The sequence below is a fragment of the Streptomyces sp. NPDC041122 genome (assembly GCF_055592445.1).
In genome coordinates this window covers 931,958-951,509 of sequence record NZ_JBVIYQ010000002.1, presented here as the reverse complement: position 1 = coordinate 951,509, position 19,552 = coordinate 931,958, and the positions used below count along the sequence as shown (strand labels likewise).

Sequence of the window (19,552 nt, the reverse complement as noted above, 5' to 3'; positions counted from 1 at the left end):
ATGGAACTGCGACTCGACGGGCTCGGCGTCGTCACCGACGGCAGGAGCCTGGTACGCGATCTGTCACTGACCGTCGGCAGCGGCCGGGTCGTCGGCCTGGTCGGCCCGAACGGCAGCGGCAAGTCGACCGCGCTGCGCTGCGTGTACCGTGCGCTGCGCCCGACGACGGGCACCGTCCGGGTCGGCGGGGACGACCTCGCCGGGCTCACCATGCGCCGCGGCGCCCAGCTGGTGGCCGCGATGACCCAGGACGGCGCCGTCGACCTGGACTTCACCGTGGCGGAGGTCGTCGCTCTCGGCCGGGCCCCGCACCGGCGCGGCAACCAGGCCCTCGACGCACGCGAACGCGAGCTGTGCGCACGGGCGATGGAGCGGCTGGACATCGCCCACCTGGCCCGGCGCAGCGCCCTATCGCTGTCCGGCGGCGAACGTCAGCGCGTGCTGTTGGCCCGGGCCCTCGTCCAGGAGCCGAAGGTCCTGGTGCTCGACGAGCCGACCAACCACCTCGACGTACGCCACCAGGTGGAGGTGCTTTCGCGGTTGCGCGGCGCGGGGCTCACCGTCCTCGTCGTCCTGCACGACCTGAACCTCGCGGCGGCGGCCTGCGACCGCATCGGTGTGCTGTCCCGGGGAGGTCTGGTCGCCGTCGGCACCCCGGCGGAGGTCCTCACCGAGGAGCTGGTGGCCGACGTGTTCGGCGTCGAGGCCACCGTCGTGCCGCATCCGCTGACGGGCGACCCGCAGCTGCTGTATTCGCTCGGCTCCGCCGTCTGACCAGTCCCCCCTCCCCCCCCCGGCCGACCACCTCGTCCTCCCTCCCCCATCCATCCGAAAGGCCTCCATGTCCCACCCCAGACGCGTCGCGGCCGGTTCCGCGCTCGCCCTCGCCCTGCTCCTCGCCGGCTGCGGCGCCGACATCGCCCCGGACGGTACGAGCGGCGCCTCGGACGAGGTCACCGTCGGACGCTGCGGTGAGCCGGTCCCGTACAAGGTCCCCGAACGGGCGGTCGCGTACGAGGGCGGCAGCGCGGACAAGCTGTTCAGCCTCGGACTGACCGACCACGTCCGCGGCTATGTGATGCCGCCCGCCAACCCGCCGGTGAGCGAGTCGCCCTGGGCGTCGGAGTACGCCGAGGTGGAGAAGCTCAGCGACGACCTGCTCAACAAGGAGCTGGTCGTCGAGGCCAGGGCGGACCTCGTGGTGGCAGGCTGGAACTCCGGCTTCAGCGACCAGCGCGGCATCACCCCGAAGATCCTCGACAAGCTCGGCATCCAGAGCTTCCTGCACACGGAGAGCTGCTTCAACTACCCCGGCCACCCGGAGAAGGTCACGCCGTTCAAGGCGCTCTACAGCGACCTGGAGCGGCTCGGCAGGATCTTCCGCGTCGAGAAGCGGGCGGACCGGGTCGTGGACCGCCTGAAGAAGCGGGTGGCGGCCGTGGAGGAGAGAGCACCGAAGGGCGGCAGGCCGTTGCCGGTCTTCCTCTACGACTCGGGGACCGACCAGCCCTTCACCGCGGGCAGCCAGGTGCCGCCCAACGACATCATCAAGAGCGCGGGCGGCCGCAACATCTTCGACGGCCTCGACGAGCGCTGGACGCAGGTCGGCTGGGAGTCCGTGACCGCGGCCCGGCCCGAGGTCGTCATCGTCCTGGACTACGGCGACAAGCCCGCGAAGGAGAAGATCGCGTTCCTGAAGAAGTCCCCGCGCACCCGGGGGCTGCCCGCCGTCAGGAAGAACCACTTCTTCGTCCTCGACTACAACGAGGGCATCAGCGGGCCGCGCAGCGTCGACGGCCTGGAGAAGTTCGGGGCGTACCTGCGGAAGCTGTCGGCGAAGGGCTGAGCTCCCGCTCCGCCGCCACGGCGGCCGGCTCGGCGCCGCGCCCTCAGCCCGCGAACGCGACGCCCGGCAGGCCCCGGCCCGCATCCGGCACGACCAGGACCGACCCCGCCTGCGGGTGCGGCCGGTGGAGGCCGGTGCGGGCCGTCGTGACGTACAGGTCGCGCAGACCGGCTCCGCCGAAGACACAGGCCGTGGGGCGTCGCACCGGCAGCTCCACGGTCCGGTCGAGCCGGCCGTCGGGGGTGTAGCGGCGGACCGCCGCGCCGTCCCAGAGCGCGACCCACACACAGCCGTCGGCGTCCACGGTGAGCCCGTCGGGGAAGCCCGCCCCCGGCTCGATGTCCGCGAACGGGCGTCTGTTCCGTGCCTGTCGGCCCTCGCAGTCGAGTACGTCGATACGGCGCGTGGGGCTGTCGACGTAGTAGACGAGCCGCCCGTCGGGGCTCCAGCCGGTGCCGTTGCTGACGGCCACCTCACCCTCACCGAGCAGTTCGGTGAGGGTGCCGTCGGGGGCGACGCGCGTCAGGCTGCCTCCGCCCGGCTTCTCGTCGTAGCGCATGGTGCCCGCCCAGAGCGCGCCGTCGGGCGCGACGGCCGCGTCGTTGCCGCGGCGGCCGGGCACCGGGTCATGCGCCAGCCAGGTGAAGGGGGCGCCGCCGGGTCCGTACAGGCCGATGCCGTCCCGGAGGTTGACCACCAGACCGCCGCCCGCCCGCGGTTTGGCGGCGCCGACGTGCTGTTCGGTGGCCATGACCGTCCGTCGGCCGTCGGCGGGGTCGTAGGTGTGGATCCGGGAGCCGAGGATGTCGACCCAGATGAGGCGGCCGGTGGCGGCGTCCCAGGTGGGGCCCTCGCCGAGGGATGCCTCCGCGCGCACCGCCACCTCGTACGCCCGTCCGGCTCCACGCGTCCTCGCCCGGCCCGCCGCACGCCTCATCACGCACCCCGGTGGCCGAGGCGGACGGACAGGTCGCCCGCGCCCTTGGCGGCCAGCTCGGCCAGTTCGCACTCGCGCTCCTCGCTCCAGCGGATCATCGGCACGGAGATGGAGAGCGCCGCCACCACCCGCCCCGTGCTGTCGCGCACGGGCGCCGCCACACAGCTGACGTCGGGGTTGGACTCCCGGTGCTCGACGGCGACGCCCCGCTCGCGGATCCCGGCGAGCGCGGCGAGGAGCTCGTCGGGATCGGTGATGCTGTCGGGGGTCATGGCGGTGAACTCCCGCCCCTGGAGCCGCGCTTCGAGCTCCGTCGGGGGCAGCGAGGCGAGCAGCATCTTGCCGACCGAGGTGCAGTGCGCGGGCAGTCGGCGGCCCGCGGCGGAGACCATCCGCACGGCGTGTGTGGAGTCCACCTTGGCGATGTAGATGACGTCGGCGTCCTCGAGGATCGCGACGTGGACGGTCTCGTCGCAGGTCTCGGCGACCTCGCGGGCCACCTGCTGCCCCTCCGCGGCGAGATCGAGTTGTTCGGCGTACCGGCTGCCGAGCTGGTAGGTGCGCACGCCGAGGCGGTAGCGGCCCGGCTGGCCGGGGAGCTGGACGAGGTACGAGCGGGCGGCCAGGGTGGTCAGCAGTTCGTGCACGGTGGTGCGCGGCAACTGGAGCCTGCGGGTGACCTCGGGCGCCGACAGCGTCCCGTCGCCGTCCAGGAAGAGTTCGAGTATGTCCAGCGACCTGGTCACCGCGGGCACCAGTCGTCCCATGAGTTCGGCCTCCCACCCTGCGCGTCCGAAACTTCGGTCGCTGATCGATATGACGAACACAGGGTAGGCACGGCGTAGTTGGCGGCGCAATGACCTCCATGGTGTCCAGCCCATTGACACGTTCCCGCCACCGTGAATACCGTCACGCCACGATTTCGAACGTGTGACGAAATATCGAACAAGTCGAGGGGCAACTGCCTTGCGCATCACGGGAATCAGCACACATGTGGTCGGAACGCCCTGGCGTAATCTCACCTACGTCCAGGTCCATACCGACGAGGGCCTGACCGGTGTCGGCGAGACCCGCATGCTGGGCCGCACCGACGCCCTCATCGGCTACCTCCGCGAGGCGGCGGCCCACCACATCGAGGGATCCGACCCGTTCGCGGCCGAGGATCTGGTGCGGCGGATGAAGTACGGCGACTACGGCCGGGCCGGCGAGATCGTCATGTCGGGCATCGCCGTCGTCGAGATGGCCTGCTGGGACATCAAGGGCAAGGCACTGGGCGTCCCTGTCTGGCAGCTCATGGGCGGCAAGGTCACCGACCGGGTGAAGGCGTACGCGAACGGCTGGTACACCACCGAGCGCACCCCGGAGGCGTACCACAAGGCAGCGCGAGGGGTCATGGAGCGCGGCTACCGCGCCCTGAAGATCGACCCGTTCGGGACCGGGCACCACGAGCTGGACCACGAACAGAGCCTGTACGCCGTCTCGTTGATCGAGGCGGTACGGGACGCGATCGGGCCCGACGCCGAACTGATGCTGGAGATGCACGGCCGGTTCTCGCCCGCCACCGCGATCCGGCTCGCCCGCGACCTCGCGCCGTTCCGGCCCGCGTGGCTGGAGGAGCCGGTGCCGCCGGAGAACCTCAAGGCGCTGGAGAAGGTCGCGGCCAAGGTGGACATGCCGGTGGCGACCGGTGAGCGCATCCACGACCGGATCGAGTTCCGCGAGCTGTTCGAGAGCCAGGCCGCCGACATCCTGCAGCCCGACGTCGGCCACATCGGCGGCATCTGGGAGACCCGCAAGCTGGCGGCCACGGCCGAGACCCACTACATGCTGGTCGCCCCGCACAACGTCGGCGGTTCGGTGCTGACCGCGGCCTCGCTCCAGGTCGGCTTCACCGCACCGAACTTCAAGATCCTGGAGCACTTCAACGACTTCGCGGACGCCGACATCAAGAAGGTGGTGAAGGGCGCGCCGCACGTGGACCCGGAAACGGGCTGCTTCCACCTGTCGCACGCGCCGGGCCTCGGTGTCGAGCTCGACACCGACGCGGCGGCCGAGTTCCCGCAGCAGCAGGCCCGGTTCGACCTGTGGGCCGAGGGCTGGGAGAAGCGCGCGCCGGGCGGGGCCGCGGGATGAGCAGCCGTGCGCTCGTCGTCGACCGGCCCGGTGAGCACCGGCTCGTGACCGGCGACGTCCCGGTGCCGGGGCCCGGCGAGGCCCTGGTCGCGGTGGCCGCCGCCGGGATCTGCATGAGCGACCGCGAGGTGTACGACGGGCGGCGTGACAGCGCCTACGTCCGCTACCCCGTGACCCCCGGCCATGAGTGGTCCGGGACCGTGGTGGCCGTCGGCGCCGGCGCCGATCCCGCGCTCGTCGGACGCCGCACGGTCGCCGAGGGGTTCCGGGCGTGCGGCGTCTGCGAGCGGTGCCGGTGCGGTGAGACGAGCCTGTGCACCGGCGGTTACGCCGAGACCGGGTTCACCGAGCCGGGCGCTTTCGCCGACCATCTCACCGTCCCCGTACGGCTGTTGCACCCGCTGCCCGACGACGCGGACCTGCGCGCCGCCGCGCTGCTCGAACCGTCGGCCGTGGTCGCGGCGGCCGTGCGCACCGGCAGGCCGCGGCCCGGCGAGCGCGTCGCGGTGGTCGGCGCGGGCACCCTCGGGCTGCTCGCCGTACAGCTGCTCGCCGCCTCGAACCCGGCCGACCTGGCCGTCGTCGACCCGCGCGCCGCCCGCGGCGAGCAGGCCGAGAAGTGCGGGGCGAGCCGCGCCCTGTCCCCCGCCGACGCGGAGTCGGAGCACGGTTCCTTCGACCTGGTCGTGGAGACGGCGGGCGCGCCCACCACCGCGGCCGCGTCCTGTCTGCTCGCCCGCAGAGGCGGGCGGGTCGTCCTCACCGGCATGTTCGCGCCCGGCGCGGCCGGCATCGACCCGGTCCATCTCTCGCTCAGCCAGCTGGAGGTGCGGTCCGTGTTCGGGGCGCCGTCCTCGGCCTGGTCGGACGCGGTGCGGGCGTTCACGCTGGGGCTGCTCGATCCGGCGCCGCTGATCACCCACGAGTTCCCGCTGGAGCGGTTCGGGGAGGCGATCGCCCTGGTGGGCGGGGGCGACCCGGCGACCGGGAAGGTGCTGCTGCGCCCCTGAGCCGGCCTACGGGCGCCGTCCTTTCACGCCGTCCTGTCGTACACCACTCGTCCGCTGCACACACACCCTCGTGCCCCCCCCGAATCCCTTGTGCCCGCCCGAACACGCACGCCCCTGTACCCGAACTCGGTTCGACATACCGAACATTGGAGTCCCGTGACCGCCTCACCGATCCCCCGGCGCCCCGGCGTCGACGCGCTCGCCCGGATCGGGCATGCCGTGCCCGCCCCCGATCCGGCCGACGCCTCCCCGTACGCGTTCCCCGACGGCGGCACCTGGCGCACCGAGATCCCCTCCGTCGAGGGCCCCGAGGCGCTCGGCGTCGTCCTCAAGGAGAGCGCCCGCCTGGACGTGCCGGTCCACCGGATCAGCCAGGGCAGCGGCGTCTGGATGCTCACGGACCTGGAGATCACCGAGATGGTGGAGTCCTGCGCCGAACGCGACATCGAGCTCTGCCTGTTCACAGGACCGCGCGGCACCTGGGACACCGGCGCCTCCACGCGCACCGACTCCGGCGGGGCCGGTCCGCGAGCCCGGGGCCACGACGCCCTCGCCGGCTGCGTCGAGGACGCCGTGCGCGCCACCGGCCTCGGCGTGCGCTGTCTGCTCGTCGCGGACGAGGGCGTGCTGTGGACCCTGCACCGGCTGCGCGCCGCCGGGGTGCTGCCCGGCGCCACCACCTTCAAGCTGTCCGCGCTGACCGGCCCGGTCAACCCCGCCTCGTTCGCGGTGTACGAGCGGCTCGGCGCCGACTCCCTCAACGTGCCCTCCGATCTGGCCCCGGACCACCTCACCGAGATCCGCCGGGTCAGCCGGGCGCCCATGGACATGTACGTGGAGGCGCCCGACGACCTCGGCGGCTATGTACGGATGTACGAGGTCGCCGAGCTGATCCGGCGCGGCGCGCCCCTGTACGTGAAGTTCGGGCTCTCCAAGTCCCCCGGCATCTACCCCTACGGCGCCCATCTGCGCGAGCACGCCCTGGCGACCGCCCGTGAGCGGGTCAGGCGCGGCCGGCTCGCCCTCGACCTGCTCGCCCGGCACGGCGCGGCGGGCGGCATGTCGCCGCTCGGTGCGCGGCTCCCCGGCGAGCTGTGCCGCTTCCCCGTCCCGGAAGGGGACTGACCATGCGCACCCGACCCCGCCCGCTCCCCCTCACTCACCCCCGCACCCTCACCCGGAGGAGTCGCACCCTCGGTGTCGCCCTGACCGCCGCGCTGCTCACCGTCTCGCTCGCCGCCTGCGGCCAGGAGGCCAAGGGCGGCAGCCGCTACAAGCCGGACACCGGCAAGGGCGGCACGATCGGTCTTGCCATGCCCACCAAGGCCTCGGAGCGCTGGATAGCCGACGGCAGGAACATGGCGGAGCAGTTCCGGAAGGCCGGTTACCGGACCGACCTCCAGTACGGCGACGACAAGGTGGAGAACCAGGTCGCCCAGCTGGAGAACATGATCACCAAGGGGCACCGGCTCCTGGTGGTGGCCGCGATCGACGGTTCCGCGCTCACCGACGTGCTGCGGCAGGCGCACGACGCCGGGATCCCCGTGATCTCGTACGACCGTCTCATCCTCGGCACGAAGAACGTCGACTACTACGCGTCCTTCGACAACGAGCGCGTCGGCGAGCAGCAGGGCCACTACATCGTCGACAAGCTGAGGCTGGGCGAGCCCGACGCGGACTCCGGCGACGTCCGCAGCATCGAGCTGTTCGCGGGCTCGCCCGACGACAACAACACCAAGTACTTCTGGAACGGCGCCCTGAAGGTGCTCCGGCCGTATCTGAAGTCCGGACAGCTCGTCGTGCGCAGCAAGCAGACGCGGATGAACCAGGCCACCACGCTGCGCTGGGACGGCGGCACCGCGCAGAAGCGCATGGACGACCTGATCAGCAAGAGCTACGGCGACCGGCGGGTGGACGCGGTCCTCTCCCCGTACGACGGCATCTCGATCGGCGTCATCTCCGCGCTGAAGAGCGCCGGTTACGGGACGAAGGGCCAGCCGCTGCCCGTCATCACCGGACAGGACGCGGAGCTCGCGTCGGTGAAGTCGATCATCCGGGGCGAGCAGACGCAGACCGTCTTCAAGGACACCCGCAAGCTGGCCGCGCAGACGGTGCGGATGGGCGACGCGATGCTGACCGGCAAGAAGGTCGAGGTCAACAACACCAAGGACTACGACAACGGCACGAAGACGGTGCCGGCCTTCCTCCTCAAGCCGGTCAGCATCGACCGGAAGAACACCCGGCTCCTCGTCGACGAGGGGTACTTCACGGTGGGGCAGCTCACATGACCGGGGACGAGCGGGAGTCCCGGCCGCTCCTCGAGATGCGCGGGATCACGAAGACGTTTCCCGGCGTCAAGGCGCTCTCCGACGTCCATCTGGCCGTGCACCCCGGCGAGATCCACGCCGTCTGCGGCGAGAACGGCGCGGGCAAGTCGACGCTGATGAAGGTCCTCAGCGGGGTGCACGAACACGGCAGCTACGACGGCGAGATCCTCTTCGACGGCGAGCGGATGGTGTTCAAGGACATCCGGGCCGGCGAGCGGCACGGCATCGTGATCATCCATCAGGAGCTGGCGCTCGTACCGTACTTGTCGATCGCGGAGAACATCTTCCTCGGCAACGAGCGGTCCACGCGCGGCTTCATCGACTGGAGCGGCACCCTGCGCCGGGCGAGCGCCCTGCTGAAGCGGGTGGGCCTGGACGAGAAGCCGCAGACGCCGGTCCTCGACATCGGGGTGGGCAAGCAGCAGCTGGTGGAGATCGCCAAGGCCCTGTCGAAGGAGGTGCGGCTGCTCATCCTGGACGAACCGACGGCCGCCCTCAACGACGAGGACAGCGCGAAACTCCTGGACCTGATCGTGGAGCTGCGCGGCCAGGGCATCGCCTGCATCATCATCTCGCACAAGCTGGGCGAGATCCGGCAGATCGCGGACGCGGTGACGATCCTCCGGGACGGCCGGACCATCGAGACGCTGACGGTACGTCAGGAGACGGAAACCGAAGCGTACTTGTCCGAGGAGCGCATCATCCGGGGCATGGTCGGCCGCGACCTCGACCACCGCTTTCCCGACCGCACCCCGTACGAGGGCGCGGACGCGGGCGAGCTCGCGCTGGCGGTCGCGGGCTGGACGGTGCGGCACCCGGTCGACCACCAGCGCACCGTCGTCGACGACGTGTCGCTGACCGTGCGGCGCGGCGAGATCGTCGGCATCGCCGGGCTGATGGGCGCGGGCCGCACCGAACTCGCCATGTCCGTGTTCGGCCGGTCGTACGGGCAGTACGTCGCCGGGGAGGTTGCGGTGAACGGCAGTCCGGTGGTCACGAAGACGGTGCCCGCCGCCGTCGACGCGGGCATCGCGTACGTCACCGAGGACCGCAAGCGGTACGGCCTGAACCTCATCGACAACATCAACCGCAATGTGTCGCTGGCCTCGCTGTCCGGCATGCGGCGGCGCGGCGTCGTCGACGAGCACCACGAGCGCCGGGTCTCCGAGCGCTACCGCGCTTCGATGAACATCAAGGCGCCCACGGTCTTCGAGCAGGTGGGCCGGCTCTCCGGCGGCAACCAGCAGAAGGTCGTCCTGAGCAAGTGGATCCACGCCGACCCCGAGGTCCTGATCCTCGACGAGCCGACGCGCGGCATCGACGTGGGCGCCAAGTACGAGATCTACACCGTCATCGACAGGCTGGCGGCGCAGGGCAAGGCGGTCCTGTTCATCTCCTCCGAGCTGCCGGAGCTGCTCGGGATGTGCGACCGGATCTACACGATGGCCGAGGGCCGCCTGACCGGTGAGGTCACGCGCGCGGAGGCCACCCAGGAAGTCCTGATGCGCCACATGACCCAGACCAGAAGCACCGGGAGCTGAGGCCCGCCATGACCACTACGACCACTCCCCCGCGGGACCCGTCCACCGGGCCCGCGCCCGCCACCCCGTCGGCCGGCGCGCTGCTGATCCGGAGCGTGCGCTCCAACATGCGTCAGTACGGCATGCTCGTCGCGCTGGCCTTCATCGTCGTGCTGTTCCAGATCTGGACGGACGGCACGCTGCTGCTGCCGAACAACGTCTCCAACCTGATCCAGCAGAACGGCTACATCCTCATCCTGGCCATCGGCATGATGATCGTCATCATCGCCGGCCACATCGACCTGTCCGTGGGCTCGCTGGTCGCCTTCGTCGGCGCCATGTCGGCGGTGATGATGGTCAGACACGACATGCCGTGGGTGCTCGCGCTCGTCCTCTCGCTGCTGATCGGGGCGGTCGCGGGCGCGTGGCAGGGCTTCTTCATCGCGTACGTCGGCATCCCGTCGTTCATCGTGACGCTGGCCGGCATGCTGCTCTTCCGCGGTCTGACGCAGATCGTCCTGGAGGGCCAGTCGTTGGCCCCCTTCCCGGAGGGGTTCCAGAACATCGCCAAGGGCTTCATCCCGGAGCTGGGCCCGTACACGCAGTACCACAACCCCACGCTCGTCCTCGGCCTCGCCACCGTCGCCTTCCTGCTGCTGCGCGAATGGCGGGACCGCAAGCGCCAGTCGGCCTACGACCTGGAGGTCCTTCCGGCCGGTCTGTGGGCGGCGAAGTGTGTGGCGATGACGGCCGCGGTGGTCGCCTTCACGCTGACGCTGGCGAGTTTCCACGGGGTTCCGGTCGTCATGCTGATCATGTGCGGGCTGCTGCTCGGCCTCGGCCATGTGATGCGCAACGCCGTCGTCGGGCGGCACGTGTACGCGCTCGGCGGCAACAAGGCCGCCGCGATCCTCTCGGGCGTCAAGGACAAGCGGGTCACCTTCCTGGTCTTCGTCAACATGGGCGTCCTCGCGGCGCTCGCGGGCTGTGTGTACGCGGCCCGGCTCAACGCGGGCACCCCCCAGGCGGGCCTGAACTTCGAACTGGAGGCCATCGCGGCCTCGTTCATCGGCGGCGCGTCGATGAGCGGCGGCGTCGGCACGGTGATGGGCGCGGTCATCGGCGGCCTGGTTCTCGGCGTCCTCAACAACGGCATGTCGCTCGTCGGCATCGGCACGGACTACCAGCAGGTCATCAAGGGGCTGGTGCTGCTCGCGGCGGTCGGCTTCGACGTCTGGAACAAGCGGAAGGTGGGCCGGTAGCGGGCGTCGCTCCCCCGGCGGGCGCGGGCGTCGCTCCCGCCGGGAGGCGGCTCTGGCGGGGTACGGGGGTACGGGGGGGGACGGGGGTACGACCCCGACGGGACGCGGCGCTAGACGACGATCACCCGCCGCCCCCGCGTATGCCCGGCCTGGCTGTCGACGTGCGCCGCCGCGGCCTCCGCCAGCCGGTACGACTTCTCGACCGGGATGTGCAGCTCGCCCTTCTCGATGAGGTCGACCGCCTTGGCGAGCGCATCCGGCACGCTGCCCGCCGCGCCGGAGAACCGCACGCCGAACTCCGGTGCGCCGAGGTCGGCGATGGAGACCACCTTCCGCGGATCCCCGGTCAGTTCGACGAGTTCGCGGATCACGCCCGACCCGGCCAGGTCGAGCGCCCCGTCGACGGGGCCGAGCTGCCGTACCCGCTCCACCCAGCCCGCACCGTACGTCGTGGCGAGCGCGCCCAGGCTCCGCAGGTAGTCCTGGTTGGCGGCGCCCGCCGTGCCGATCACTTTGATGCCGCGGTGCCGGGCCACCTGCAGCACCGCCGACCCGACACCCCCGGACGCGCCGCTGACCAGCAACGTCTGCCCGGGACGCACCCCGACCTCACGGATGACGCGCAGCGCGGTCTCCACCACCGAGGGATAGCCGGCCGCCTCTTCGAACGACAGCCCCGCGGGCATCCGGGCCCAGGCCGAGAGCACGGCGAACTCGGCGTAGGTGCTCGCCCCTTCGCCGAACACGCGGTCACCGACCTCGACCCCGTCGACCCCCTCACCCACCTCGTCCACCACCCCGGCGGCGTCAAGACCGACCCCGGACGGGAGCCGGGTCGGGTGGGCCGACAGGACCTGGCCCTCGCGGACCCGCCAGTCGACGGGGTTCACTCCCGCCGCCCGTACGGCGACGCGTATCCGGCCGGGGCCCGCGTGGGGCTCCTCGGCGTCGATGAGGTGCAGGACGTCCGGACCGCCGAACTCGGCGAAGCTCACTTTCTTCATGCCGACGAACCTAACACTAACGGTTAGCTTTTTATACTTGTTATGACTTTGCATCTGTTAGCATCCGGGAATGACCGTGCAGCAGTCCGGGCGCCGCGAGCGCAAGAAGGCCGCGACCCGCCAGAAGATCGCCGACACCGCCCTGCGGCTCTTCCTGGAGCGTGGCTACGACGAGGTGGGCATCCGCGACGTGGCCGCCGAGGCCGACGTGGCCGTCACCACGGTCTTCTCCCACTTCGCGGCCAAAGAGGCCCTGGTCTTCGAGCAGGACCAGGACTTCGAGCGGCGCCTCGCGCGGGCGGTCACCGAGCGCGCGCCGGACGAGCCGCTCGTCCCCGCGCTGCGCCACGAGATCCAGGCCCTCGTGCGGCACTGCACGGCGGACGGCTCGGCCCCGCTCTGGCGCATGATCGACGCCTCCCCCGCGCTGCGGGAGTACGAGGCGTCGATGCGGGTGCGCCACGCGGAGTCCCTCGCCGCGGCCGTCGCCGCCGACCCGAACCTGCCGCCGGGCGCGACGCCGACGGCCTGCCGGACCATCGCCCGGTTCGCGATCGACGCGTTCTCCCTGGCCCGCGAGTCGGCCGATCCGGACGCCGCGGTGGACGAGATCTTCCGGATGATCGAGGCGGCGTGGGAGGCGGTCCGGATCGGGTGACTCCGTTCATCTGCCACCCGTCGGGGTAACGCACGTCGGGGTAACGCCCGTAGGGGTCACGCCTGCCGGAGTCACGCCTGTCGGGTCAGGAACTCGCGCACATACCCGGCCACCGTGTCGAGATGACTCTCCAGCAGGAAGTGCCCGCCGTCGGGGACCAGGTGGATCTCCGCGTCCGGCAGATCCCTGGCGAAGGCGCGTGCGCCGTCCGGACCGAAGATCTCGTCACCCGCGCCCCACACCGCGAGCAACGGCACCTGACTCTCCCGGAAGTAGGCGTGCACCTGGGGGTAGAGGGGCGGATTGGTGGCGTAGTCGCGGAACAGGGCGAGCTGGACGAGGTCGACGCCCGGCCGGTTGACCTCGCGGTGGTCCGCGGCCCAGGTGTCGGGATCGACCAACTCCGGCCGCTCCACGCCGTGCAGGTACTGCCAGCGGATGGCGTCGAGCGAGAGAGCGGCGCGGACGCCGGGCTCGGTCCGGGGGCCGGGATCCTCCCAGTACTCCCTCACGGGCTTCCAGAACTCCGGTACGAAGCCGTCCTCGTAGGCGTTGCCGTTCTGCGTGATCACCGCGGTGATCGCACCGGGGGCGCGCAGTGCGAGCCGCCAGCCGATGGGGGCGCCGTAGTCCTGGACGTACACGGCGTAGCGGCTGACGCCGAGTTGGGCGAGGAGCGCCTCGGTGATGTCGGTGAGGGCGTCGAAGGTGTAGGTGAACTCGTCCACGGCCGGGGTGTCGGAGTTGCCGAAGCCGAGGTGGTCGGGGGCGATGACGCGGAACCGGTCGGCCAGCGCGGGAATCAGCCGGCGGAACATGCGCGAGCTGGAGGGGAACCCGTGCAGGAGCACGAGGACGGGCGCCTCGGGGTCACCCGCCTCGCGGTAGAAGACGCGGCGCCCTCGCACGGTGGTGCTGTGATGACGGATCTCACCCATGACTAACCCCTTCGAACCGTTGTGGCGGTTACACTCGCCACCAGTAGACCCCTCGCTGAGCTAACCTGTCAATGGACTCAATAGGGTTATGCGGGGAGTCGGGGACGCACGGTACGGAAGGTGAGGGTGAGGAAAGTGAGGGACATGGTGGACGACCAAGCCCTGATGGAGGCGCTGAACAGCACGCCCGTGGTGGACGGCCGCCGTCAGGACCGCTGGCAGGACGACCGTGAGCTGGACAGATGGGCGGGAGAACACGGCGGGCTCGGCGACGAGGCCGAGGAGCGCCGCTGGCTGCGGGCGGCGCGGGACGCGCTCCAAGCGGCGGAGTGGGATTCGGGGGACGCGGCGGAGGGGGCTCCGGAGCGGACGGAGTCTTCGGGCGCGGCGGCGGAGGCAGGTCTGCGGCGCGTACTCGCGGGCGTCCGCAAGGTCCCGAGGCCTACGGCCACGGGCGTCGAGTGGCATCTGGAGGCACCCCGGGAACGCAGGCTCGCCGTGGAACTCGTCCTGGCGTGGGCGGACGTCAGAGAGCGCATGCCGGGCCGGCTGCGGCCGTGCGGGAACCCCGAGTGCCGCCTGTTCCTCCTGGACCGCAGCCGCGCCAACACCGCACGCTGGTGCTCCATGAAGACCTGCGGAAACCGCCTGAAGGCCCGCCGCCACCAGGCCCGGGCCCGGGAGGCTTCGGGGGCCGAGTGATGCGCAGGAAACCCCGGGGTCCCGCTGAACAAGCCGCCGGGTCTGTCGAGTTCCGGCTGTCGGGGTACCGGCTTACCGGACTTCCGGGCATCCGGCCTCCGGGCCTCCGGGCTTGCAGGTTCAGCAGCGGCTGACCGTGGTTTCCCGTTCCGCGCGGGCCAGCTTTCCCGGGTTGCGTACGCCGTACAGCCCCGTGATCAGGCCGTCGTCGATCTGGACCGCCACCACCGCGTCGATCTTTCCGTCGACCCGGACGAGCAGTCCCGGCGCGCCGTTGACCTGCGCCGGCTCCACCGTCGCCGCGGCGCCGCGCCTCCAGCGGCCGGCGGCCAGCAGACGCATCAGCCGGGCCGCGCCGACCACCGGTCGCAGCAGGGCGTGCCGGACGCCGCCGCCATCGCTCAAGGCGACGACATCTGGGGCAAGGACGTCGACCAGGCTCTGCACGTCACCTGTCTCCACCGCGCGTTGAAAGGCCCGCAGCGCGGCCCGGCTCTGCGTCGCGGAGACGGTGCCGCGCGGGCGGCGCGCCGCGACGTGCGCACGGGCCCGGTAGGCGATCTGCCGTACCGCGCTCTCCGTCTTGCCGACGGCCTCGGCGATCTCCCCGTAGTCCAGGGCGAACACCTCGCGCAGTACGAACACCGCACGTTCGGTCGGTGCGAGCGTCTCCAGGACCAGCAGCATCGCCATCGAGACGCTCTCGGCGAGCTCCACGTCCTCGGCGACGTCGGGCCCGGTCAGCAACGGCTCGGGCAACCACGGCCCGACGTAGGACTCCTTGCGCCTGCCGAGCGTGCGCAGCCGGTCCAGGGACAGCCGCGTGACGATCCGTACCAGGTACGCACGGTGCTGCCGCACGGCGGCGAGGTCGACGCCCGCCCACCGCAGCCAGGCCTCCTGCAGGACGTCCTCGGCGTCCGCGGCCGAGCCGAGCATCTCGTAGGCGACGGTGAACAGCAGGCTGCGGTGGGCGAGGAAGACCTCTGTGGCGGGCCCCGCGAAGCTGGAGCTGGCGGGACCCGCGAAGTCGGCGGGCGCATCCGGGCGGGCACGGCCTCCCGACGCGGCCGCGTCGTCAGGTCGTTTGCTGGCTTCGCTCATTCCCCTCTCCCCTCTTCTTCGTCTCCGGGTTGCTCCCTGCACGGGACGCCGGCACCCGCCCGTTCATAACAGCCGTGGCAGATGGCCTGCGTCACAGCGTCGCTCCGTCGCGCCCTCTCGGCGGCGTACGAGAATTCCGTTGTGCCGTCTCGGCCTGTACCTGAACTGTGGTGCTACGGATGCCGCCACAGCCTGAAAGTCCGTCATCTCACCACCCCGCCCCCCATCGACCTGTCGATCTATCGACCCACGGAGAAGGAACTCACGCCGCGAAGGGCCTCATGTCAGCCGTTGTCGTAGGTGCAGGAATCGTCGGCTCGTCCGTGGCCTACCACCTGGCCCGCAGGGGCGTGCCGGTCACGCTGCTGGAGCAAGGACCCGCACCTGCCTCCGGCGTCACGGGGGACTCCTTCGCCTGGATCGGCGACTCCAAGGCCGACTGGCCCGGCGGAGCACAAGACCTGCGCGAGTACGTCTTGACGGACCACCAACGCCTGGCGGCCGAATTGCCGCACACCACCCTCCGCCGCACCGGATCACTCTCCTGGACCGGCACACCGGCTGAGGCCCCTCGCCGCGAGCCAGGCCCCGAGCCCGGCCCCGGCCAGATCCTCATCGGCGGCAGCGACATCACGGCCCTGGAGCCGAACCTCCGACACCCGCCCCAGCAAGCCATCCACACCCCGAGCGACGCGGGTGTCGACCCAACGGCCCTGACCCGTGCGCTCGTTGCCGCCACCGTCACCCACGGAGCGAAGGTGCGCTACGACACCGAGGTCACCTCCTTGCACATGCCCCATGGGCGGGTCGAGGGAGTGCTGACCCCGACCGGGCGCTACGCCGCCTCCACCGTGGTGCTCACGGCCGGCACCGGCGTCGCGCAGCTCTGCGAGCCGCTCGCGGCCGACCTGGCCGTGGCGGCCTCCCCCGCCACGCTCGCGCGCGTCACAGCACCACCCGGCCTGGTCAAGACCATCGTCGCAAGGCCTGATTTCGAGGTCAGGGAAGTACGGGACGGTCACCTCCTGCTGGTCGTGCCGCACACCGCAGGTTCAGCCTCACGAGAACGGGCCGCTCAACACGCGTTCCACCGCCTGAAGACGGCCTTTCAAGGAACGGATCAGTGCCGCCTGCTGGGCCACCGCACCGTCAGACGCCCCATGCCCGCGCACGGGCCCGTCATCGGATACGCAACGCGCGATCGCTCCGTCTACGTCGCCGTGATGCACTCCGCCATCTGCCTGGCACCCACGGTCGGCCGGCTCATCGCAGACGAACTCCTGACCAAGAGACCAGCCCCCGAGCTGAAGCGCTGCCGCCCCCGCATCCACTGACACCGCTGCACGACGACGGCAATGCCCCCCGACTTCTCCCCAGCACCTGCGTCACGGCAGCCGACCGCAGGCTAAAGACACTGGAGTGGTCCCCAATACCCGGAACGTCTCCGCCAACGTCTGCCGACGCCTGACCCATCACTCGCTCGGCCACCCAGAGACGCGCTCAGCGGAGCAGCAGAGCCCAACTGATGTACCTGCCGCAGCAGATGCGCACCGAACCCGCAAAACTCAATCCGGTCATCTCGGCAGCCTCCGCCCCTGCACCCAATCAAGTGGCGGACTCATCCGGTTTCGACAGGTTCCGGTTCTTGAGGAAAAGCCAACCAACCCTCCGTATCGCGGTGCCGGCCGAGTCCGATCGCGGAGAATTCGTCGACATGCTTACCCCTGGCGACGCCGAGTTGCCGCAGCGCCTGAGAGATCGGAGTGCCGCTTGTCGGCGACGGGACCCCTTCGGCCAGATGCAAGGGGCCGAGGACCACCATCCCGCCGTCCCAGACCTGCGCGGTCTGGATTCCCGCCCCGCCGAAATACTCGGCCTCGACATAGGCCACCGGGCCTGTCTCCGAGCACGCCGTCAGCAGACGGTCGAGACCTGCCGGCGTCCTTCCGTCGAGTTCGGGTGCTCCGGCGGTCGCCACAGTGGCGGACAGCACGCCGGTCACCGGCAAGAGCCAGAGGTGTTGACCAAGGGGAACGATGCGCGCAGCGGTGATGGAGTCGGCCAACTCGCGGAGCACGGTTTCGGTGGCGATGGCCGCCTGTAGGCAATACATCCACTCATTCTCGCGTGGCTGTGAGCCGACAGCCCCTGACCTGGGACTGAGCTTCGGGTGTCCCGCTCGGTTTCATTCGACGGCTCGGGTGGAGCGGGCGTTTCGATGGGCGGCGACTCGTTCGCGGGTGGCGCATCGGCGGGAGCAGTAGCGGCGTTCCTGGCCGCTTCCCTGGGCGATGAAGACGTTCTCGCAGCTGGTCGACGCGCAGATCCTGCCGGGCGTGCGCTGGCGGTCCCAGACGAGGACGGTCAGGGCCATGCAGGAGGAGGCGAGGAGCCACTCGCCCCAAGGGGCGTCGTCGTCGTGGTCGAGGTGGGGATGCCAGGGGCTGTCGCCGCAGTGTGACGTCAGCCGGAGCCGCCCGGTGTGGCCCTCGAGGAGGCCGTTGAGGGTGACCGCGGCGTCGTCCACATCCTCGGCCGCGAAGACCTGTCGCAGCAGGACAGCGGCTTCGCGCATCCCGGCGACGTCCCGCGTCGTGAGGTCGACAGGGCCGGTCTCACCGTAAGCGCGGAGCACCTCGGCCACGGCGGTCGGGTCAGGATGCTCGCCGGCAAGGACGTTGATCATGTCGGCGGTGCGCCGGGCCGTGGTCAGCACGGAGTGCCGGGTGGACCAGTCGTCGCCGGCGAAGGGCACGTGATGGGAGGACACCTGCGGAATGTAACGCATCTTGCTACTTTTTGAGTTACCTCCGTAACGTCCTGTCGATGACAAAGCGTTACTCACTCCGCTTCTATCTCGCTGGAGCAGCGGCGGCTCGTGCGGGCGACGAGATGTCGGGGCCGGCGCTGATGCTGGCGGCATTCGCTCTGACCGGATCGGCCGCCGAGGCGTCCTCGCTGCTCGCCGGCATCACCGTCTCTGCCGCAGCGGGTGGGCCGGTGCTCGGAGCGCTCCTCGACAGGGCTCCACGGCCGGGACGTCTGCTGTCCGTGGCCCTCGCCCTCTACGCGGCCGGGCTGGGGATGATCCTCGTGGGACTGGGCCGGCTGCCGTTCGGTGTCACCGTCTTGATCGCTGCGGTGGCGGGCCTGCTGGGGCCTGCCCTGTCGGGCGGATGGACGGCCCAACTGCCTCGCGTGGTGCGGGAAGACCGCCTGCCCCGGGCAAACTCTCTCGATGCCATGACGTTCGGCATGGCCGCTCTGGCAGGTCCGGCTTTCGCCGGCGGCGTGGCGGAGACGCTCGGGGCACCGGCGGCCGTGGTGCTCTCCGCGGCACTCATCGGCCTCGCACTGCCCGCCGCATGGATGCTGCCCGCACGTCCCGGCCGGGTGCGGGGCGCTCAGCCGACCTCGGTGGCCGGCGATCTCGCCGCCGGTTTGCGGGTGCTCGTCAACCGGCCGTCGTTGGCCCGAGCGACCCTCATCTCGGTGCTTTCCTGCGTTGGCCAGGGCATCCTCATGGCCTGCGTTCCGCTTCTGGGCGAGCGCGTCCTGGGCGGAGCGGGCCGCGGCGCGCTGCTCCTCTCCTGTGCGGCGGTCTCCGCCCTGCTGGCCAACGCCGTACTCGCGCGGTTTCCACATCTGGTCGCCCCCGACACGGTCATCTGGGCAGGCGCCCTTGTCCAGGCCGCCGCGTCGGCCTTGGCCGTGTGGGCCGCATGGCGCGCCTGGGCCCCACGGGCTCAGGCGGCCGCGCTCATCGCGGCCGTACTCGTCGCCGGGCTCGGTGAAGGCCCCCAACTGGCCGCATTGTTCGCAGTCCGCCATCGGGAAGCCCCTGAACACCTGCGCGGGCAGATTTTCACCACCGGTGCAAGCTTGAAGATCACGGGGTTCGCCCTGGGAGCGGCGGTCGCCGGACCGGTCGCGACGTGCTCCCTTGCGGGCGCGCTGGTGACCGCGACGGGCGTGGCGGTCGTCGCGGCGCTGGGCTTCTTCGCCGTGCCGTCGGCGTCGGCGTCGGCGTCGGCGTCGGCGTCGGCGTCGGCGTCGGCCGATCAGATCGGCCCGAAGAGCCTGTAAGGGACGCTTTATGACGGTGCATCAG

19 protein-coding genes are annotated in these 19,552 nt (G+C 71.0%); 12 read left to right on the top strand and 7 right to left on the bottom strand.

Annotated elements, in window-relative coordinates; genetic code table 11:
• Window positions 1–774 carry an ABC transporter ATP-binding protein gene (locus tag ACZ6B8_RS10450; RefSeq protein ID WP_471073288.1) on the top strand — a complete coding sequence of 258 codons (774 nt, stop codon included), beginning with the start codon at window positions 1–3 and terminating at the stop codon, window positions 772–774.
• A gap of 67 nt (window positions 775–841) precedes the next feature.
• The gene (locus ACZ6B8_RS10445; RefSeq protein ID WP_471606939.1) at window positions 842–1,846 is read left to right on the top strand and encodes an ABC transporter substrate-binding protein; all 1,005 of its coding nucleotides are present in this window, start codon (window positions 842–844) and stop codon (window positions 1,844–1,846) included.
• 43 nt (window positions 1,847–1,889) lie between these two features.
• On the opposite strand, the gene ACZ6B8_RS10440 is transcribed toward ACZ6B8_RS10445, so the two are convergent.
• The gene (locus ACZ6B8_RS10440; RefSeq protein ID WP_471606938.1) at window positions 1,890–2,783 is read right to left on the bottom strand and encodes an SMP-30/gluconolactonase/LRE family protein; all 894 of its coding nucleotides are present in this window, start codon (window positions 2,781–2,783) and stop codon (window positions 1,890–1,892) included.
• Window positions 2,783–3,550, bottom strand: coding sequence for an IclR family transcriptional regulator (locus ACZ6B8_RS10435; RefSeq protein ID WP_471606937.1), 768 nt, complete (start codon window positions 3,548–3,550; stop codon window positions 2,783–2,785). The genes ACZ6B8_RS10440 and ACZ6B8_RS10435 overlap by 1 nt, the downstream gene beginning before the upstream one ends.
• Before the next feature lie 199 nt (window positions 3,551–3,749).
• Here ACZ6B8_RS10435 and ACZ6B8_RS10430 point away from each other — a divergent pair, with 199 nt between their 5' ends.
• From ACZ6B8_RS10430 to mmsB, 6 genes are all read left to right on the top strand, one after another.
• Window positions 3,750–4,916 carry a mandelate racemase/muconate lactonizing enzyme family protein gene (locus ACZ6B8_RS10430; protein WP_471606936.1) on the top strand — a complete coding sequence of 389 codons (1,167 nt, stop codon included), beginning with the start codon at window positions 3,750–3,752 and terminating at the stop codon, window positions 4,914–4,916.
• Window positions 4,913–5,926, top strand: a complete 1,014-nt coding sequence (locus tag ACZ6B8_RS10425; RefSeq protein ID WP_471606935.1) for a zinc-dependent alcohol dehydrogenase — start codon at window positions 4,913–4,915, stop codon at window positions 5,924–5,926. The genes ACZ6B8_RS10430 and ACZ6B8_RS10425 overlap by 4 nt, the downstream gene beginning before the upstream one ends.
• A 156-nt stretch (window positions 5,927–6,082) precedes the next feature.
• Window positions 6,083–7,051 (top strand): hypothetical protein, encoded by a 969-nt coding sequence (locus ACZ6B8_RS10420; RefSeq protein WP_471606934.1) that lies wholly within the window; start codon window positions 6,083–6,085, stop codon window positions 7,049–7,051.
• A 2-nt stretch (window positions 7,052–7,053) separates the two neighbouring features.
• A complete protein-coding gene (gene chvE, locus ACZ6B8_RS10415) occupies window positions 7,054–8,214 on the top strand; it encodes a multiple monosaccharide ABC transporter substrate-binding protein (RefSeq protein WP_471606933.1) in 1,161 nt (386 codons plus the stop codon).
• Entirely contained in the window at window positions 8,211–9,794 is a 1,584-nt protein-coding gene (mmsA, locus tag ACZ6B8_RS10410; RefSeq protein WP_471606932.1) for a multiple monosaccharide ABC transporter ATP-binding protein, read from the top strand. The genes chvE and mmsA overlap by 4 nt, the downstream gene beginning before the upstream one ends.
• A gap of 8 nt (window positions 9,795–9,802) precedes the next feature.
• Entirely contained in the window at window positions 9,803–11,035 is a 1,233-nt protein-coding gene (mmsB, locus tag ACZ6B8_RS10405) for a multiple monosaccharide ABC transporter permease (RefSeq protein ID WP_471606931.1), read from the top strand.
• A gap of 110 nt (window positions 11,036–11,145) precedes the next feature.
• Here mmsB and ACZ6B8_RS10400 read toward each other — a convergent pair whose 3' ends face one another.
• Window positions 11,146–12,039, bottom strand: coding sequence for an NADP-dependent oxidoreductase (locus tag ACZ6B8_RS10400; RefSeq protein WP_471606930.1), 894 nt, complete (start codon window positions 12,037–12,039; stop codon window positions 11,146–11,148).
• A gap of 70 nt (window positions 12,040–12,109) precedes the next feature.
• Between ACZ6B8_RS10400 and ACZ6B8_RS10395 the strand changes: the two genes are divergently transcribed.
• Window positions 12,110–12,697, top strand: a complete 588-nt coding sequence (locus tag ACZ6B8_RS10395; RefSeq protein WP_471606929.1) for a TetR/AcrR family transcriptional regulator — start codon at window positions 12,110–12,112, stop codon at window positions 12,695–12,697.
• 71 nt (window positions 12,698–12,768) lie between these two features.
• Here the strand turns inward: ACZ6B8_RS10395 and ACZ6B8_RS10390 are convergent, their stop codons facing one another.
• Entirely contained in the window at window positions 12,769–13,635 is an 867-nt protein-coding gene (locus ACZ6B8_RS10390) for an alpha/beta fold hydrolase (protein WP_471606928.1), read from the bottom strand.
• Between the two features lie 144 nt (window positions 13,636–13,779).
• Here ACZ6B8_RS10390 and ACZ6B8_RS10385 point away from each other — a divergent pair, with 144 nt between their 5' ends.
• A complete protein-coding gene (locus ACZ6B8_RS10385; RefSeq protein WP_471606927.1) occupies window positions 13,780–14,337 on the top strand; it encodes a CGNR zinc finger domain-containing protein in 558 nt (185 codons plus the stop codon).
• 120 nt (window positions 14,338–14,457) lie between these two features.
• Here the strand turns inward: ACZ6B8_RS10385 and ACZ6B8_RS10380 are convergent, their stop codons facing one another.
• Window positions 14,458–15,441, bottom strand: coding sequence for an RNA polymerase sigma-70 factor (locus tag ACZ6B8_RS10380; RefSeq protein ID WP_471606926.1), 984 nt, complete (start codon window positions 15,439–15,441; stop codon window positions 14,458–14,460).
• Window positions 15,442–15,722: 281 nt separating this feature from the next.
• Here ACZ6B8_RS10380 and ACZ6B8_RS10375 point away from each other — a divergent pair, with 281 nt between their 5' ends.
• Window positions 15,723–16,775 carry an NAD(P)/FAD-dependent oxidoreductase gene (locus ACZ6B8_RS10375; RefSeq protein WP_471606925.1) on the top strand — a complete coding sequence of 351 codons (1,053 nt, stop codon included), beginning with the start codon at window positions 15,723–15,725 and terminating at the stop codon, window positions 16,773–16,775.
• A gap of 284 nt (window positions 16,776–17,059) precedes the next feature.
• Here the strand turns inward: ACZ6B8_RS10375 and ACZ6B8_RS10370 are convergent, their stop codons facing one another.
• A complete protein-coding gene (locus ACZ6B8_RS10370) occupies window positions 17,060–17,554 on the bottom strand; it encodes a hypothetical protein (protein WP_471073335.1) in 495 nt (164 codons plus the stop codon).
• 72 nt (window positions 17,555–17,626) lie between these two features.
• On the bottom strand, window positions 17,627–18,229 hold the full coding sequence (locus ACZ6B8_RS10365) for a CGNR zinc finger domain-containing protein (protein WP_471073338.1): 603 nt from the start codon (window positions 18,227–18,229) through the stop codon (window positions 17,627–17,629).
• Between the two features lie 38 nt (window positions 18,230–18,267).
• On the opposite strand from ACZ6B8_RS10365, the gene ACZ6B8_RS10360 reads away from it, so the two are divergent.
• Complete coding sequence (locus ACZ6B8_RS10360) at window positions 18,268–19,527, top strand: MFS transporter (RefSeq protein WP_471606924.1); 1,260 nt, start codon at window positions 18,268–18,270, stop codon at window positions 19,525–19,527.
• Window positions 19,528–19,552: the final 25 nt, after the last annotated feature.

Excerpts from the sequence above, each read along its gene's own strand:
- ACZ6B8_RS10450 (WP_471073288.1), top strand. The coding sequence starts at position 1 with ATGGAACTGCGACTCGACGGGCTCGGCGTCGTCACCGACGGCAGGAGC.
- ACZ6B8_RS10445 (WP_471606939.1), top strand. The coding sequence starts at position 842 with ATGTCCCACCCCAGACGCGTCGCGGCCGGTTCCGCGCTCGCCCTCGCC.
- ACZ6B8_RS10440 (WP_471606938.1), bottom strand. The coding sequence starts at position 2,783 with ATGAGGCGTGCGGCGGGCCGGGCGAGGACGCGTGGAGCCGGACGGGCG.
- ACZ6B8_RS10435 (WP_471606937.1), bottom strand. The coding sequence starts at position 3,550 with ATGGGACGACTGGTGCCCGCGGTGACCAGGTCGCTGGACATACTCGAA.
- ACZ6B8_RS10425 (WP_471606935.1), top strand. The coding sequence starts at position 4,913 with ATGAGCAGCCGTGCGCTCGTCGTCGACCGGCCCGGTGAGCACCGGCTC.
- chvE (WP_471606933.1), top strand. The coding sequence starts at position 7,054 with ATGCGCACCCGACCCCGCCCGCTCCCCCTCACTCACCCCCGCACCCTC.
- mmsA (WP_471606932.1), top strand. The coding sequence starts at position 8,211 with ATGACCGGGGACGAGCGGGAGTCCCGGCCGCTCCTCGAGATGCGCGGG.
- mmsB (WP_471606931.1), top strand. The coding sequence starts at position 9,803 with ATGACCACTACGACCACTCCCCCGCGGGACCCGTCCACCGGGCCCGCG.
- ACZ6B8_RS10400 (WP_471606930.1), bottom strand. The coding sequence starts at position 12,039 with ATGAAGAAAGTGAGCTTCGCCGAGTTCGGCGGTCCGGACGTCCTGCAC.
- ACZ6B8_RS10395 (WP_471606929.1), top strand. The coding sequence starts at position 12,110 with ATGACCGTGCAGCAGTCCGGGCGCCGCGAGCGCAAGAAGGCCGCGACC.
- ACZ6B8_RS10390 (WP_471606928.1), bottom strand. The coding sequence starts at position 13,635 with ATGGGTGAGATCCGTCATCACAGCACCACCGTGCGAGGGCGCCGCGTC.
- ACZ6B8_RS10385 (WP_471606927.1), top strand. The coding sequence starts at position 13,780 with ATGGTGGACGACCAAGCCCTGATGGAGGCGCTGAACAGCACGCCCGTG.
- ACZ6B8_RS10380 (WP_471606926.1), bottom strand. The coding sequence starts at position 15,441 with ATGAGCGAAGCCAGCAAACGACCTGACGACGCGGCCGCGTCGGGAGGC.
- ACZ6B8_RS10375 (WP_471606925.1), top strand. The coding sequence starts at position 15,723 with ATGTCAGCCGTTGTCGTAGGTGCAGGAATCGTCGGCTCGTCCGTGGCC.
- ACZ6B8_RS10370 (WP_471073335.1), bottom strand. The coding sequence starts at position 17,554 with ATGTATTGCCTACAGGCGGCCATCGCCACCGAAACCGTGCTCCGCGAG.
- ACZ6B8_RS10365 (WP_471073338.1), bottom strand. The coding sequence starts at position 18,229 with ATGCGTTACATTCCGCAGGTGTCCTCCCATCACGTGCCCTTCGCCGGC.
- ACZ6B8_RS10360 (WP_471606924.1), top strand. The coding sequence starts at position 18,268 with ATGACAAAGCGTTACTCACTCCGCTTCTATCTCGCTGGAGCAGCGGCG.